This is a genomic window from Flaviaesturariibacter aridisoli (assembly GCF_004343705.1).
GTDB lineage: Bacteria > Bacteroidota > Bacteroidia > Chitinophagales > Chitinophagaceae > Flavisolibacter > Flavisolibacter aridisoli.
In genome coordinates this window covers 44,577-58,619 of sequence record NZ_SKFH01000003.1, presented here as the reverse complement: position 1 = coordinate 58,619, position 14,043 = coordinate 44,577, and the positions used below count along the sequence as shown (strand labels likewise).

Annotated in this window: 9 protein-coding genes; 8 read left to right on the top strand and 1 reads right to left on the bottom strand. The window is 60.7% G+C overall.

The window, feature by feature from the left end:
* The first annotated feature begins 75 nt into the window (after positions 1-75).
* The 5 genes from dgt (at position 76) to E0486_RS03200 (ending at position 11,016) form a co-directional block, all read left to right on the top strand.
* A complete protein-coding gene (gene dgt, locus E0486_RS03220; RefSeq protein WP_243697361.1) occupies positions 76-1,461 on the top strand; it encodes a dGTP triphosphohydrolase in 1,386 nt (461 codons plus the stop codon).
* Between the two features lie 142 nt (positions 1,462-1,603).
* Entirely contained in the window at positions 1,604-8,206 is a 6,603-nt protein-coding gene (locus E0486_RS03215; RefSeq protein ID WP_131850698.1) for a PKD domain-containing protein, read from the top strand.
* Positions 8,207-8,210: 4 nt separating this feature from the next.
* On the top strand, positions 8,211-9,236 hold the full coding sequence (locus E0486_RS03210; RefSeq protein WP_131850697.1) for a PorP/SprF family type IX secretion system membrane protein: 1,026 nt from the start codon (positions 8,211-8,213) through the stop codon (positions 9,234-9,236).
* A gap of 152 nt (positions 9,237-9,388) precedes the next feature.
* Positions 9,389-9,613, top strand: coding sequence for a hypothetical protein (locus tag E0486_RS03205; RefSeq protein ID WP_131850696.1), 225 nt, complete (start codon positions 9,389-9,391; stop codon positions 9,611-9,613).
* 122 nt (positions 9,614-9,735) lie between these two features.
* On the top strand, positions 9,736-11,016 hold the full coding sequence (locus tag E0486_RS03200; RefSeq protein ID WP_131850695.1) for an acyltransferase family protein: 1,281 nt from the start codon (positions 9,736-9,738) through the stop codon (positions 11,014-11,016).
* A gap of 295 nt (positions 11,017-11,311) precedes the next feature.
* Here E0486_RS03200 and htpG read toward each other — a convergent pair whose 3' ends face one another.
* The gene (gene htpG / locus E0486_RS03195) at positions 11,312-13,198 is read right to left on the bottom strand and encodes a molecular chaperone HtpG (protein ID WP_131850694.1); all 1,887 of its coding nucleotides are present in this window, start codon (positions 13,196-13,198) and stop codon (positions 11,312-11,314) included.
* Between the two features lie 180 nt (positions 13,199-13,378).
* Here htpG and E0486_RS18725 point away from each other — a divergent pair, with 180 nt between their 5' ends.
* The 3 genes from E0486_RS18725 (at position 13,379) to E0486_RS03185 (ending at position 14,025) form a co-directional block, all read left to right on the top strand.
* On the top strand, positions 13,379-13,546 hold the full coding sequence (locus tag E0486_RS18725; protein WP_165917171.1) for a DUF485 domain-containing protein: 168 nt from the start codon (positions 13,379-13,381) through the stop codon (positions 13,544-13,546).
* Between the two features lie 97 nt (positions 13,547-13,643).
* Positions 13,644-13,844, top strand: a complete 201-nt coding sequence (locus E0486_RS03190) for a hypothetical protein (protein ID WP_131850693.1) — start codon at positions 13,644-13,646, stop codon at positions 13,842-13,844.
* Position 13,845: 1 nt separating this feature from the next.
* Positions 13,846-14,025, top strand: coding sequence for a hypothetical protein (locus E0486_RS03185; RefSeq protein ID WP_131850692.1), 180 nt, complete (start codon positions 13,846-13,848; stop codon positions 14,023-14,025).
* Positions 14,026-14,043: the final 18 nt, after the last annotated feature.

The following is a 14,043-nucleotide window of genomic DNA, read 5'->3' as shown; positions in this document are numbered from 1 at the left end:
TAGGAAATATGCTGCTGGCAGAGTCTTCAATAACTACAAACCCCAAACTCCAAACTACAAACTTACCTTCGCCCCATGGCGATGTCTTTCGACTCCATCTTCACCCACCGCCGCGTCGGGTCCGATAAAATACCGGAGGGGCCGCGCTCGGGCTTTCAGCGCGACTTCGACCGCCTGATCTTTTCGTCGGCATTCCGGCGCCTGCAGAACAAGACGCAGGTGTTCCCGCTGCCGGGGACGGCCTTCGTGCACAACCGCCTCACGCACTCGCTGGAGGTGGCTTCCGTGGGCCGCTCGCTGGGCAAGATGATCGGGGAGGAGCTCTCCAACCGCTACAAGGGGACCAACGACGAAGCCTACGAATTCTACCGCTACGAGCTGGCCAACGTCATCGCCGCGGCCTGCCTCGCCCACGATATCGGCAACCCCGCCTTCGGCCATTCGGGCGAGAAAGCGATCTCCGCCTACTTTGTCGACAACGAGCAAACACTCATCGAGGGCCGCCCGCTGCGCTCCTTCTTCAACGACCGCGAGTGGCAGGACCTTACCGCCTTCGAAGGCAACGCCAACGCCATCCGCATCCTGACCCATACGTTCAAAGGCCGCTTTACGGGCGGCTTCGGGCTGACCTACACCACGATCGCCGCCATCCTGAAATATCCCTGCGAATCGGTGTGCGTGGACAAAGCCTTCAAGCACCGCAAGAAGTACGGTTTCTTCCAAAGTGAGAAGGAAACGGTACTGCAGATCGCCGAAGGCTGCGGGATGATCCGCGAAGGGGAGGACCCCGTGATCTTCCGCCGCCATCCCTTCGTATACCTGGTGGAGGCCGCTGACGACATCTGCTATTCGATCGTGGATATGGAAGACGCCCACCGCCTGGGCATCCTGTCCACGGGCGAGGTGGAAGCCGCTTTCGCCGAAGTGCTCGACCGGAGCCGCCCCGAAGGCGCGGGCCCCGACAGCACGTTCACCCACTATAAAAAGATCAGCGACACCAACGAGGGCATCGCCTTCCTGCGGGCGCGGGTCATCAACCAGCTGGTGCAGCGCTGCACCCGCATCTTCCTCGACCACGAGATGGCCATCCTGTCGGGCACCTTCAACGACACGCTGGTGGACCACCTGCACGACGCTACCGGCGCCCTCGAAACGGTGCAGGCCCTGAGCCGCTCGCGCATCTACCAGCACGACACGGTGCTGCAGATCGAGCTCGCCGGCTACAACCTGATGTCGGAGCTGCTGGCCCTGCTGGTGCCGGCCCTGCTACGGGAACGGCCGTCGCACCGCGAGGGCATCATACTCAAGTTGTTTCCCTACCACCTCACCGGCTTCCGGGAGGCCGAGCCGGGCTACCAGCGCGTGCTGAGCGCCCTCGATTACCTGAGCGGCATGACCGACGAATACGCCACCGAGATCTACCGGCGCCTTAAGGGAATCTCCACGCCGGTGCACGGTTAACCGGTTCTGTTATAAACAGTTGGATAGCCGTTTTGACCGGTTAAAACGGCCGTTTCGCCTGCCTGTCGGCCCGGCTGTTAGTTAATTTCCCTTATTTTTAGCTTTGCAACCGTCAGGTTAACCACCACCACTAATTGCTTACATGAAGAAGATTTTCATCCTCCTTCTCGGAGTGCTGCTGTCCGTGTACGGAATCGCCCAGTCTGCCCGAACGCGCGCGCCCCGCGGGAGCGTCGCTCCGGCCTCCACGCAACGCCTGCCGGCCGACTCCTTTACCTGGAGCGGTTACCAACCGGTGGCCGGCATCTGCCCCGGCGGCACCTTAACCATCCATGCCACCCACTTCCCGGCCGGTGCCACCTTTCAATGGACGCGCAACGGCGCGCCCATTCCCGGTGCCACGCGCGATTCGCTCGTGACGGGTACCCCGGGCGACGTGAGCGTGGAAGTGACCGATGGCGCCACGACGTACTTCTGGCCGGTGCTCCAGGTGACCGCCTTTTCGTCGCCGGTGCCTTCCTTCAGTGCAGCACCCGACGGACAGTGCTCCACGACGCCGATCCAATTCACCAACAACACGGCAGGCGCCAATACCTACCTGTGGAACTTCAACGATCCCAATGCCGGCCTGGACAGCGTTTCCACAGGTGTGAACCCACTGCATTTCTTCCTCGGCGGCCCCCTGGGCGGTGCGCAGACCTTCAATGTAAGCCTGACGGCGACCAATACGGAAGGATGCCCGGCCACGGTCAGCCAGTCCGTTCATACCAATTCTCCCAGCACCAACCTGGGCGGCTCGGGCCTCACCAGCTTTAACGGACAGCCGGTTTTCACCTCCTGTACGTCGACCGGTGCCACGCTCACCTTCATCAATAACTCTACGACCACGGGCACGAACACCGACTACGTGATCCTTTGGGGCGACAACAGCACCAACTTCACGCCCAACGCCACGTTCACCAGCGTCAACCACACCTATGCGCCCGGCACCTATACCCTTGCCTTTGCCGTAACCGGTGCCGGCGGTTGCCGCGATACGGGTTATTACGGTGTGTATATCGGTTCGAACCCGGCGGTGGGCCTGTCCAACCCCGGTAACACCGTTACCTGCTCGGAAAGCTCGCTGACCTTCCCGATCACCAGCACCGGCTCCAACTCGCCCGGCACTTCGTATACGGTTGCCTTCAACGACGGCTCGGCCCCGCAGGTGTTCAACCACCCGGCACCCGCCAACGTCACGCACAACTTTCTCATTTCTTCCTGCAATACCACCAGCACCAGCGGGTCGACCTCGTACCCGAACTCGTTCTCGGCCACCATCCGCGCCACGAATCCCTGCGGCTCGTCGAGCGCCTCGATCGTACCTATTTACGTGTCGAAAAAGCCGGTGCCGATCCTCAACGTGGGACCCAGCGATGTCGTTTGTACCAACGTGCCCGTGACCGTTTCCAACGCCAGCGGCAACATGCAGAGCGTAAGCAACGGCGTGTGCTCGCCCGGTAAGGTGGTGTGGAAGATCTCGCCCGCCACCGGCTACACCGTGACCGGTGTGCTGGGTAACGATCTCAACTCGCCCGATCCCGGCGTATGGACGTCGGGCAACACCACGCTCAACATCGTATTCAATACGCCCGGCACGTACCGCGTGCGGATGCTGGTAGGCAATACCTCGCTGTGTCCCATCGATTCCATCGACCAGGTGATCTGCGTCAACGGGCATCCGACGGCCGACTTCACGCTCAGCGCCAGCGCCGGTTGCGCACCGTTCAATGTTACATCCGTCAACGCGTCGGTACCCGCATTTTGCAACCCGAACCGATACGATTGGACCGTTTCTTATTCCAACACAACGGGCTGCACGCCCTCGGCCAGCAACTGGTCGTTCGCAAACAGCAGCAATACCAACTCTACCAACCCGGAGTTTACGTTTACCAACCCGGGTGTGTACACGGTGCAGCTGGTGACGACCCCCCCGGGCAACACCTGCTTTGCTACGTCTACTCAAACGGTGACCGTCAAAACGAAGCCCACCGTGGACTGGCAGCCGCTGGCGCCGATCTGCCAGGGCCAATTCTCGCCCGTGGCCACGGTGAACGATTGCTTCGCCAGCACCCCGTCGACCTACCTGTGGACCTTCAACGGCGGTACGCCGGCCACTTCGGTATCGGCGACGCCGGTGGCCGACTATCCCAATACGGGCACGTTCAACGTCACCCTCGACGTCAGCAACGAGTGCGGTACCACCTCGCTGGCGCAACCGCTGGTGGTCAACCCGACGCCCACGGTGAATGCGCCCGCCAACCAGGTGGTCTGTAATACGTCGACGGCGCCGGCGACCGCCTTCGTGAGCCCGCTGCCCGGCATCAGCTTTACCTGGACCAACGATAATCCCGCCATCGGCCTGCCCGCTTCGGGTAGCGGCGATGTGCCGGCATTCATTGCGGTGAACACGACCAATACGCCGATCGTAGCCACGATCACCGTCATCCCGAGCAGCAGCACCTGTAGCGGCCCGGCCCGTACGTACACCATTACCGTCAACCCGACGCCCCCGATCAACGCCGGTGCCGACCAGATTATCTGTAACGCCTCCAGCGTAACCATGCAGGCCGTGCTGGCCCCCGGCACTACGGGCGTGTGGGACCAGATCCCCAGCTCCAACACCACGATCGTAACACCCGCTTCGCCCACGACCAGCATCACGGGGCTTGTGCCGAACGCCACCTACCAGTTCCGCTGGACGGTAACCGGCACCGGCATCTGCGCCACGGTCAGCGATACGGTGACGATCCTCAACCGCCCGCTGCCGAGCCCCGCCAGCGCCGGTAACGATACGCTGATCTGCGATTTCGTGGGCGGTATCTTCTCTTCGTTCAACCTGCAGGGCAACAACCCGACGCATCCCTGGGAACTGGGTACGTGGACCGTGGTTGCCGGCTCGAATACGCTCAATGCTGCCCCGACGATCGTCGATCCGAACCAGGGCGGCTCGCTGATCAACACCGTCGGCCTCGGGGCCGGCCCGCTGCAGGGTTCCATCACCCTCCAGTGGTCGATCAGCAACGACGGCGGCTGCCCCGCCACCAGCGACCAGATGACCATCACGATCGTGCGCCGCCCCTCGGCCGGCACGCTGGGACCGATCAACCCGATCTGTTTCAACAGCAGCGCCAGCATCAGCGCAACGGGCTATGAAGGCAACATCGTGAAATGGCGCCGCCAGGACGCACCGCTTGCTACCAATCCCTTTATTGACGTTGCCGGAAACACGACCCCGAACATCAGCCTCGCCAACCTCACCGGCGATGTGGCCCTTCAATTCATCGTGGCGCCCGTGAATGCCCTTTGCCTCAAAAACGACACGGCTTCGATCGTGCTGCCCGTTGACGGAGCGATCAACAACAGCATCAGCGGCCGAATCGATTCCGTTTGCTCGGGCGTGAGCTACAACACCGGCAACTTCCCCGCCACCGGCGGCAACGGCGGTGTGCCCAGCTACCAGTGGCAGTCTTCCGACGACGGCATCACTTTTACCAACCTCGGTACCTTCACGCTGTCGGATTATACCTTCAACCCCGATCACACCGTGTGGCTGCGCCGCCTGGTGACCATCGGCACCTGCCCGTCGATCTCCGACACTATTAAAGTGTGGGTGGAACCCCCCGTGACCAACAACACGATCACGGCGTCCCAGACCATTTGTGCGAATACACCGCCGGCACCGCTGGCCGGCTCGCTGCCGACGGCGTTCGGGGGTGCCGTTACGCTCACGTACCAGTGGGAGTCGAGCAGCAACGGCGTCAACTTCATTTCGATCCCTGGCGCCAATGGGCAGAACTATGCCCCGGGCGTGCTCAACCAGAACACCTGGTACCGCCGCATCGTGCGTTCCAACCGCTGCCCGACACCCACGGGGGGCATCAGCGACACCGTGCTGATCTCGGTAACACCGGCGCCGGTAGCCTCTTTCGTGCCGAGCGCGGTACAGGGTTGTTCCCCGATGACGGTGACCTTCACCAACAACACCATCGGTACGGGCAACACCTACACCTGGGACTTCGGCGACGGCTCGGCCCCCCTGGTGACCACCTCCGGCGCGCCCCTGCCACACACCTTTACAACGGGCGTGCTCCGCAACTTCACCGTGTCGCTTTCCGCGACCAACATTTGCGGCAGCAGCACGCAGAACATCGTGCTCACGGTGCAGCCCAACTCGGTCGACCTCAACCTGACCGTTAACGGCAACCAGTTGTCCGGCTGTGCGCCGCACACGGTTAAATTTTACAGCAGCTCGCCCGGCGGCACGCAGTTTACCTGGAATTTCCAGGACGGCAGCCCCTCGGTCAGTACCATCAACCCGATCGATTCGCAGACGCACGTGTATACCACGCCTGGGGTGTACAACATGACGCTGCGCGGGCAAAACAACTGTTCCGACACCACCGGTCATATCACCATTACCGTTTACGCCAAGCCGACCGCTGCCTTTACCCCGGCGACCCTGCAGGCCTGCGTCGGCGCACCGATCACGTTCAACAACGGCTCTACCGGTGCTACCAGCTACCAGTGGAATTTCGGCGACAGCCCGGCAACCACTGCCACCGCCTCGCCGCAGCATAGCTACAGCACCCCCGGTACGTATACCGTAATGCTGGTGGCCTACAACACCAACGCGGGCGGCCTGGTTACCTGCACCGATACGCTTCGTACCAACGTGCAGATCGTGGCTTCGCAAACCGGTTCGATGACGGTGTCGGGTACGACCAGCACTTGCGCACCGTTTGCCGTAACGTTTACCAACAACACGACGCCGGCTTCTTCGGTGCTGTGGGATTTCAATGACGGCAGCCCCACGTCTTCGCTGAATACGGTGAACCATACCTTCCTGCTCGCCGGCACCTACAATGTGACCCTCACCGTGAACACGCCGGCCGGGTGCCAGTATGTGACCACGCAAGCAGTCACGGTCAGCGGGCCCTCGGGCACGCTCCAGTATACCGGCGGCTACAAGTGCGACGGCCAGAGCACGCATTTTGAAGTGGTGGGCGGCGGTGCCACCTCGTATACCTGGGATATGGGCGACGGCTCGGCCCCGGTGACCAACAACAGTTCTTCGTTTGACTACGTATACCCGAACCCCGGCACCTACACACCGAAGGTGACGATGAACAGCGGTGCCTGCGCCTACCTCATCACCGGGTCGTCGCTGATCCGCGCCGACCGCCTGCGGGTGGGCTTTACCAGCCAGACGGTGCAGAGCTGCGGCAGCACGGCCATCACCTTTACCGACACCTCCTCGGTGTTCTTCGGGGTGGTGAGTACGAAATGGACCTTCAGCAATGGCAATATTGTGAACAACGCCACTACCACCACGCAGACCTTCACCAACAGCAATACGCTCCACGCCACGCTGCAGGTGACCGGTACCAGCGGCTGCATCCTGACCAAAGACATCGATATGCCGGTGACCGTTTGGAGCAACCCCGTCGTTACCCTCGTGCCGCCCGCCGGCAACCAGGGTTGCGCCCGCCAGCCGGTGACCTTCGACGCCGTGATCAACTCGGCCGATCCCATTGCCAACGTGCAGTGGCTCACCAGCAACGGGATCAACGGCACGGGCCGTCCGTTCCTGCCCATCTTCGGCACTCCCGGCACCTACACTGCCGACCTGAGCGTGAGCACGGTGAACGGTTGCGCCGTCAACCTGACCTCGCCGCTGATCACCATCAACCCGTCGCCGACGGTGTCGATCGTGGACCCGGCGCCGATCTGCCGCGGCGGTTCGGCCAACCTGCAGGCCAACGCCAGCGGCGCTGCCAACCTGCAATGGTCGCCGACAGCCGGCCTGAGCTGCACCACCTGCCCCAACCCGGTGGCGACGCCGCTCTTCACCACACCGTATATCGTTACCGCCACCAACGCCTTCGGCTGCTCCGCTTCCGACACAGCGATCGTAGACGTGACCCAGCCCATCACCATGACCGTGCTGCCGGCTTCCGACAGCATCTGTATCGGCGATTCGATCCAACTCCTCGCCAGTGGTGCCACCTCGTACAGCTGGGTGACCCAGGCAACGGCGGTACTGAGCTGCAGCACCTGTCCGAACCCCGTGTTCCGGCCGTTGGTACCCGGTATTTACTCGGCCACCGTCACCGGTGCCAACAGCTGCTTTACGCAAACCATTCCCATCACGATCGGTGTGGGCGGCATTCCCGAGATCAACCTGGGCCCCGACCTCGTGCTGGCTACCGGGACGGTAAAGCCGCTCGTGAGCACCGTCACCAATGGTCCCATCGTAAGCTGGCTCTGGTCGCCGGCCACCGACCTGAGCTGCAGCACCTGCCCGCAGCCTTCCGTAACGGTGCGGCAGAACCGCACGTACGTAGTGGAAGGCGCCAACGGCTTCGGTTGTACCAACACCGATACGCTGACGATCCGCACCGTTTGCGAGTTGTTGCAGACCTACATCCCGAATGCCTTCTCGCCCGACGGCGACGGCATCAACGATGTGCTGATGGTGCGCGGTACGGGCATCGCGCAGGTGAAGTCGTTCCGCGTATTCAACCGCTGGGGCGAGACCGTCTACGAGCGTGCCAACTTCGCACCGAATGATCCGGCCTTCGGCTGGGATGGCAAGGTGAAGGGCAAAGTGAGCTCCCCCGACGTATTTATCTACACCGCCGAAGTGGTGTGCGAGAATGGAATCACCTACACCTATAAAGGCAACGTGTCGCTGTTAAAATAAGACCATGAAAAAACTCCTCCTGCTCCTGGGAAGCGTGACGATGACGACGCTGGCATTTGGCCAGGACATCAACTTCTCGCAGTTTTACGAAATGCCGCTGCTGCGCAACCCTGCGCTGGCCGGTATGTTCCGCGGCGACGTGCGTGCCGCCGCCGCCTATCGCAGCCAATGGAACAGCGCCACGACGGCTTACCGCACGCAGGCACTTGGTGTGGAAACGAAATTCGGCCTCAGTGCCGAGTCGAACGACTACCTGAGCCTCGGCCTTCAAATCACCAACGACGTGGCCGGCGATTCGAAGATGGGCAAGACGGCCCTGCTGCCGGTGCTTACGTACCACAAGTTGCTCAGCGAAGACCGCGACGCCTATCTGTCGGTGGGCTTCATCGGGGGTATGGTGCAACAGCGCTTCGACCCAACCGGCCTGAAGTTCGATGACCAGTTTGTGAATGGTGCCTACAGTGCCGCCAACCCTACACGCCAGACCTTCAGCAACACCAATGTAAAGTATTGGGATGCCGGCGCGGGCCTGTCGTACAGCAGCAGTGCCGGCAGCGACCTGAAGTATTACCTGGGGGTGGCCTACTACCACTTTAACCAGCCCAAGGTAGCCTTCAACCCCGCGACCGACATTCGCCTCAACAGCAAGTTTACGTTCAATGCCGGCCTGTCGGTGCCCACCAGTGAGTACGACAACCTGATGATCTACGGCGACGTGTTTCAGCAGGGCGGCAATACGGCCACGCAGGCTGGTTTCCTCTACCGCCACGACCTGCAGCAGCTCGGCGACGAAGGCGAAACGGTCAGCCTTTCCGTAGGTGCATTTTATCGCCTCAACGACGCCGTGGCGCCGGTGCTGAAGCTCGATTACTACCAGTGGTCGATCGGCGCCTCCTACGACGCCTCGATCAGCAAGATCAAAGGGGCGACCAACGGCAAGGGCGGCTTTGAGCTGACGCTGTCCTACAAGAACTTCCTCAACATCCGCAACAGCTCGGCCGACAAGCTGCGCTGCCCGGTGAGCTTTTAGTCGTCAGGCGTGAGCCGTGAGGCGTGAGCCGTGAGCCGTGAGCCGTGAGCGCTGAGACCGGTAACGAAGAAACGGATGCCTATGGCATCCGTTTCTTCGTTGGTTGCATTGCGAGCTCACGGCTCACGCTTCACGTATCCTACCTTTGCCCCATGGAGGAGTATATCATCGACGTGACGAAGATCGAGGAGTGGCAAACGATCCGCGACCTGGATGCCCTGGACCGGGTGTTCCAGCGGGCGCGCAGCACGATCGTCAACGGCGAGCGCGTGGTGCTCACGCGCAGCGACCGCAGCGGCCGCCGCCAGGCCTTCGATGAGCTGACGACACTCGACGACCTCGAACTTTATAAAACGGCTGTGTTCCGGTACCTGTAACCGTCCGGTATACTTCCCGTTTCATCACGTGTCCGGGGCAATCCATCACAGCGCGGTGAGGCGGACGCGCGAAAAAGGCCACATTTGTGTAACGCCGTCCGAAACTGCGGCGTCCCAACGGTATGCAAAACATCCTTCGTCCCGAATGGAGCCGCAAAATGCGGTTCTTCTCCTTTGTATCGATGATGTTGCTCGTATACGTTCACGGCTACGATCTCAACGATCGTTACCTGCAGCCGTTCACGCCGGTGCTGGAAAAGATGACCGGGACAGCCTTCTTCGAATACCTGACGGCGAATGGCCTGTTCCGCTTCCGCATCCCGATGTTGTTTGCGATCTCGGGCTACCTGCTTGCGCTCGCCGATCACAAGGGCTACTGGAAGGTGCTTGCCCGCCGCTTCCGTACGCTGGCCGTGCCCTATTTGCTCTGGTCGGCCATCGGCGCGCTCATCGCCTTCGGCCTCTTTCATTGGTCGTTTACCCACGCTTCGGTACTCCACACCCACATGCAGCCCACCGAAAAAAACTGGGACCAGTTTGGCTGGCGCGAGTGGCGCGATACGATCCTGAGCACCAACGTCAGCTACCAGCTCTGGTTCCTGCGCAGCCTGTTCCTGCTCAACCTGATCTACCCGCTGCTGCGCTACCTCGTGCGCCACGCGCCGGTAGCGCTGTTTACGTTCATTGCCCTGCTTTGGTTTACCACGCCGGCCTCGCCGCTGCAGATCGCGATGATGATCGCCGGAGAGAAATCGCAGCTGACGGGCGTCCTGCAACACTTCCAGGGCCCTTGGGGCATCTTCCTCGACGGCGAGGGTCTGCTTCCGTTCTGTCTCGGTATCTGGCTGTGCAAGCGCGGAAAAGACCTGTCGGTGGCTCCGCGCTGTTTTTCGATGAAAGTATTTGCGGCGCTCTTTGTTGTGCTGAGCATGACCAAAACCTGGCTGGCTTTTCATACGGGGTTGTTCCCGAACATTTATCTGCCGGGCATGATCCAGTGGTTCCTGCACAAGTGGGTGATCGTTACCGGGATGCTTGTGGCCTGGTACGGCTCCGGCCGGCTCGTAAACTGGTGCCTGCGGCAGCGCTGGTTCCGGCATATGTCTGACCAGACGTTTATGATCTACGCCCTCCACGTGCCGCTGGTCACCTACCTGATCGACCCGGTGCACGGGCTGTTGCAGCCCTTCCGCTATTACCGTATGACTACGTACCTGTTGTTGCCTTTGGCCATTATCCTGGCAGCCACTGCGGTCGGGATGCTGCTCAAGGCCGTTGCGCCGCCGCTGTTCGGCATCCTTACCGGCAACCGAGGACTGAAGCCCGTGAAAGTGCCCGACCCGGAGCCGCCGGCGGTAAATGTGGCAGTGGTGACAGCAGCGCCGCAGCCAAGTGCTACGTAATTTTTTTTAACGCGGAGACACGGCGAAAAGTCATTTGGGCGCAGAGGTGAGGGAGACGCTGAGGGATTGCTCAGGCTGTTGGTGCGGCCTTCGCGCCGGCACTGCGCAGCAGGGCGCTCTGCTTACGACGGACAGCCGCGCCGAGGCCATTTGCATGAACGCCATTGCCGGAAACCAAAGCCGCGTCCTCCGCCTTCATTGCGTTCAGGTATCTGCTTACTTTCTCTGCGTTCCTAAAAGAAAAAGCCGCCTCTACCCGAGGCGGCTTCATTGATATTGTTGTTGTCATTATTCCTTAGATCAGCTGAACGCTGCGCTCCACGAAGGCCGTGAGGTCGGCGCCTTTGAGGAGTCCCTGCGACAGCAGCGCGAGGTCGTAAGCCTGGCGGGCCAGCTTCGTGCCGTCGCCGGCTTCGGCGGTCAGGATGCGGTTGATGAGCGGGTGGTTGGCGTTGACGGCCACCTTGTAGGTGTCGGGCAGCGAACCGTAGAAGTGCATGCCGCCGCCACCGAGCTTCGCCATGTCTTTCATCCGGCGCATCCATTCTTCCATCGTAATGGTCACGGGCAGCTCGCTGTCGCCGAGGGCTTCCACCTCCACGTGCATCGAAGGGTTGCCGATTGCCTTTTCAAATACTTCCTTCACTTGCTTCGATTCGTCTTCCGTGAGCGTGTGCGTCTTCGCATCGTCCTTCACGATCAGGCGGTCGAGCACATCGGCGTCCACACGCTTGAAGGAGGTCTTCTCCAGCTTCGATTCCAGGTGCTGCATGAAGTGGTTGTCGAGCGGCGAGTTCATCAGCAGCACGTCGTAGTCGCGTTTGCGCGCGGCCTGGATATAGGCGTCCTGGCGCTCGGCATCATTGGTATAGAGATACACCAGGCGCTCGTCCTTGTCGGTCTGGAAGTCCTTCACTTTTGCATGGTATTCTTCAAGCGTAAAGTGCTCGTTTTGCGTATTGGTCAGCAGCACGAAGTCTTTCGCCTTCTCGTAGAACTTCTCATCGGAGAGCGCGCCGTATTTTACAAACACGGCGATGTCGTTCCACTTTTCCTCGAAACCTTTCCGGTCTTTGCGGAACAGCTCCTGCAGCTTGTCGGCCACCTTCTTGGTAATGTGGGCGTTGATCTTTTTCACGTTCGAGTCGGCCTGCAGGAAGGAGCGGCTCACGTTGAGCGGAATATCCGGCGAGTCGATGACACCGTGGAGCAACATCAGGAACTCGGGAACGATGTCCTTTACTTCGTCGGTGATGAACACCTGGCGGCTGAAAAGCTTGATCTTGTTGCGTTGCAGCTCGAAGTCGTTCTTGATCTTGGGGAAGTACAATACGCCCGTGAGGTTGAACGGGTAGTCCACGTTGAGGTGGATCCAGAACAGCGGGTCGTCGGAGTGCGGGTACAGCTCGCGGTAAAAGTTGAGGTAGTCGTCGTCAGAAAGCTCGCTCGGGGCTTTGGTCCAGATCGGCGCCGTGTTGTTGATGATATTGGGCACCTCCACGGTCTTGAATTTCGACTCGCCGTCTTCGCCGGTGCCGTCTTCCTCGCTCGTGTTGCGCGTGCCGAACTGGATGGGCACGGGCATGAACCGGGCGTATTTGTCGAGGATCTCATGGATGCGGTGTTCTTCGAGGAACTCCTGCGACTCTTCGTTGATGTAGAGGATCACGTCGGTGCCGCGCTCATTGCGGTTGCCTTCGGTAAGCTCAAATTCGGTAGAGCCGTCGCAGATCCAGCGGGCCGGCTCGGCGCCTTCCTGGTAGCTGCGCGTCTGGATCTCCACCTTGTCGGCCACCATGAAGGCCGAGTAGAAGCCAAGACCGAAGCGACCGATGATCTCGTTGGCGTCGCGGGCTTCCTTGAATTTCTCCATAAATTCCGTGGCTCCCGAAAAGGCGATCTGGTTGATGTATTTCTTTACTTCTTCCGCCGTCATGCCAAGGCCGCGGTCGGAAATGGTGAGGGTTTTCGCGTCCTTGTCTACCCGTACCTGGATGGTCGTGTCGCCGAGCTCGGCGCCGTATTTGCCCAGCGCGGCGAGGCGCCGGATCTTTTGGGTGGCATCCACCGCGTTGCTCACGAGCTCGCGGAGGAAGATCTCGTTGTCGGAATAGAGGAATTTCTTGATGATGGGGAAGATATTCTCGGTGTGAATCGAGATGGATCCTTTTTCTTGAATCATGGCAATTTGCGGTTTGTTCGTGTGGCCCTCCTGCACAAGCCTTGTTCCAAAGGATGGGTAGTTGCCAGATTGGCAGAAGGAGCGGAGCCCGGCCGTCCGGCGGCACCCGATCGGGCGGGGATCCTGACAAGGCTTCCGGACGCATTCTGGTTGTACCTTGCGCGGAAAACCAGCATCCCGATGAACGAACTCGATCCGATTCCTGATGAACACGACGACGACCCCAGGCGCCGCGAACGCAACCCGGTATTGACGCTTTTCCTGATCCTCGTGGTTTTGTTTGCGCTGGGAATTCTTCTGCTCGTGTTTCGCCCCGGCATTCTGGACACGATCTTCGGTAACAACTGACCCGTTTCAGCGACCCCTGCCTCCGCCCTTTCCCGAACGGAAGGGCTTTTTCGTGCCCGCACTGGCATCAATTTCGCGGCGGATACCCTAAAAGATCATGCGCCCTGAACGCGAACAACCCAAAGACCCCATGCTGGACGTGCCCGCCGAAGCCAACCGGCAGAAGCATATTAATTTCCTGGACGACGACGAACGCCCGGACAGCAGCGACCGCGAGGAGCGCGCCCGCGACCAGGAGCGGCGGCGGCAGTGGGAGGAAGGCTTGCGCGCCGGGCGCGAATCATCAAACGACGAATAGTATGGAACGCGATGAACAAAAAGTAACCCCACCCTCGAAGGGCACCCAGGAAGCCGCGCAGGAACTGCACAATCCTTTCCGTGATCCGCTACCCGAGGAGCCCGACGACCCGGAGCAGGAAGCGGCGGATGAAGCGGCTGCGGAGCAACAAAAAAAGGAAGCGATGACCGAGCGCGACTAAGGTGCGCTTTCTTTGCAG

Bases quoted from the DNA above. Each gene is read 5' to 3' on its own strand.
- dgt (WP_243697361.1), top strand. From the start codon at position 76: ATGGCGATGTCTTTCGACTCCATCTTCACCCACCGCCGCGTCGGGTCC.
- E0486_RS03215 (WP_131850698.1), top strand. From the start codon at position 1,604: ATGAAGAAGATTTTCATCCTCCTTCTCGGAGTGCTGCTGTCCGTGTAC.
- E0486_RS03210 (WP_131850697.1), top strand. From the start codon at position 8,211: ATGAAAAAACTCCTCCTGCTCCTGGGAAGCGTGACGATGACGACGCTG.
- E0486_RS03205 (WP_131850696.1), top strand. From the start codon at position 9,389: ATGGAGGAGTATATCATCGACGTGACGAAGATCGAGGAGTGGCAAACG.
- E0486_RS03200 (WP_131850695.1), top strand. From the start codon at position 9,736: ATGCAAAACATCCTTCGTCCCGAATGGAGCCGCAAAATGCGGTTCTTC.
- htpG (WP_131850694.1), bottom strand. From the start codon at position 13,198: ATGATTCAAGAAAAAGGATCCATCTCGATTCACACCGAGAATATCTTC.
- E0486_RS18725 (WP_165917171.1), top strand. From the start codon at position 13,379: ATGAACGAACTCGATCCGATTCCTGATGAACACGACGACGACCCCAGG.
- E0486_RS03190 (WP_131850693.1), top strand. From the start codon at position 13,644: ATGCGCCCTGAACGCGAACAACCCAAAGACCCCATGCTGGACGTGCCC.
- E0486_RS03185 (WP_131850692.1), top strand. From the start codon at position 13,846: ATGGAACGCGATGAACAAAAAGTAACCCCACCCTCGAAGGGCACCCAG.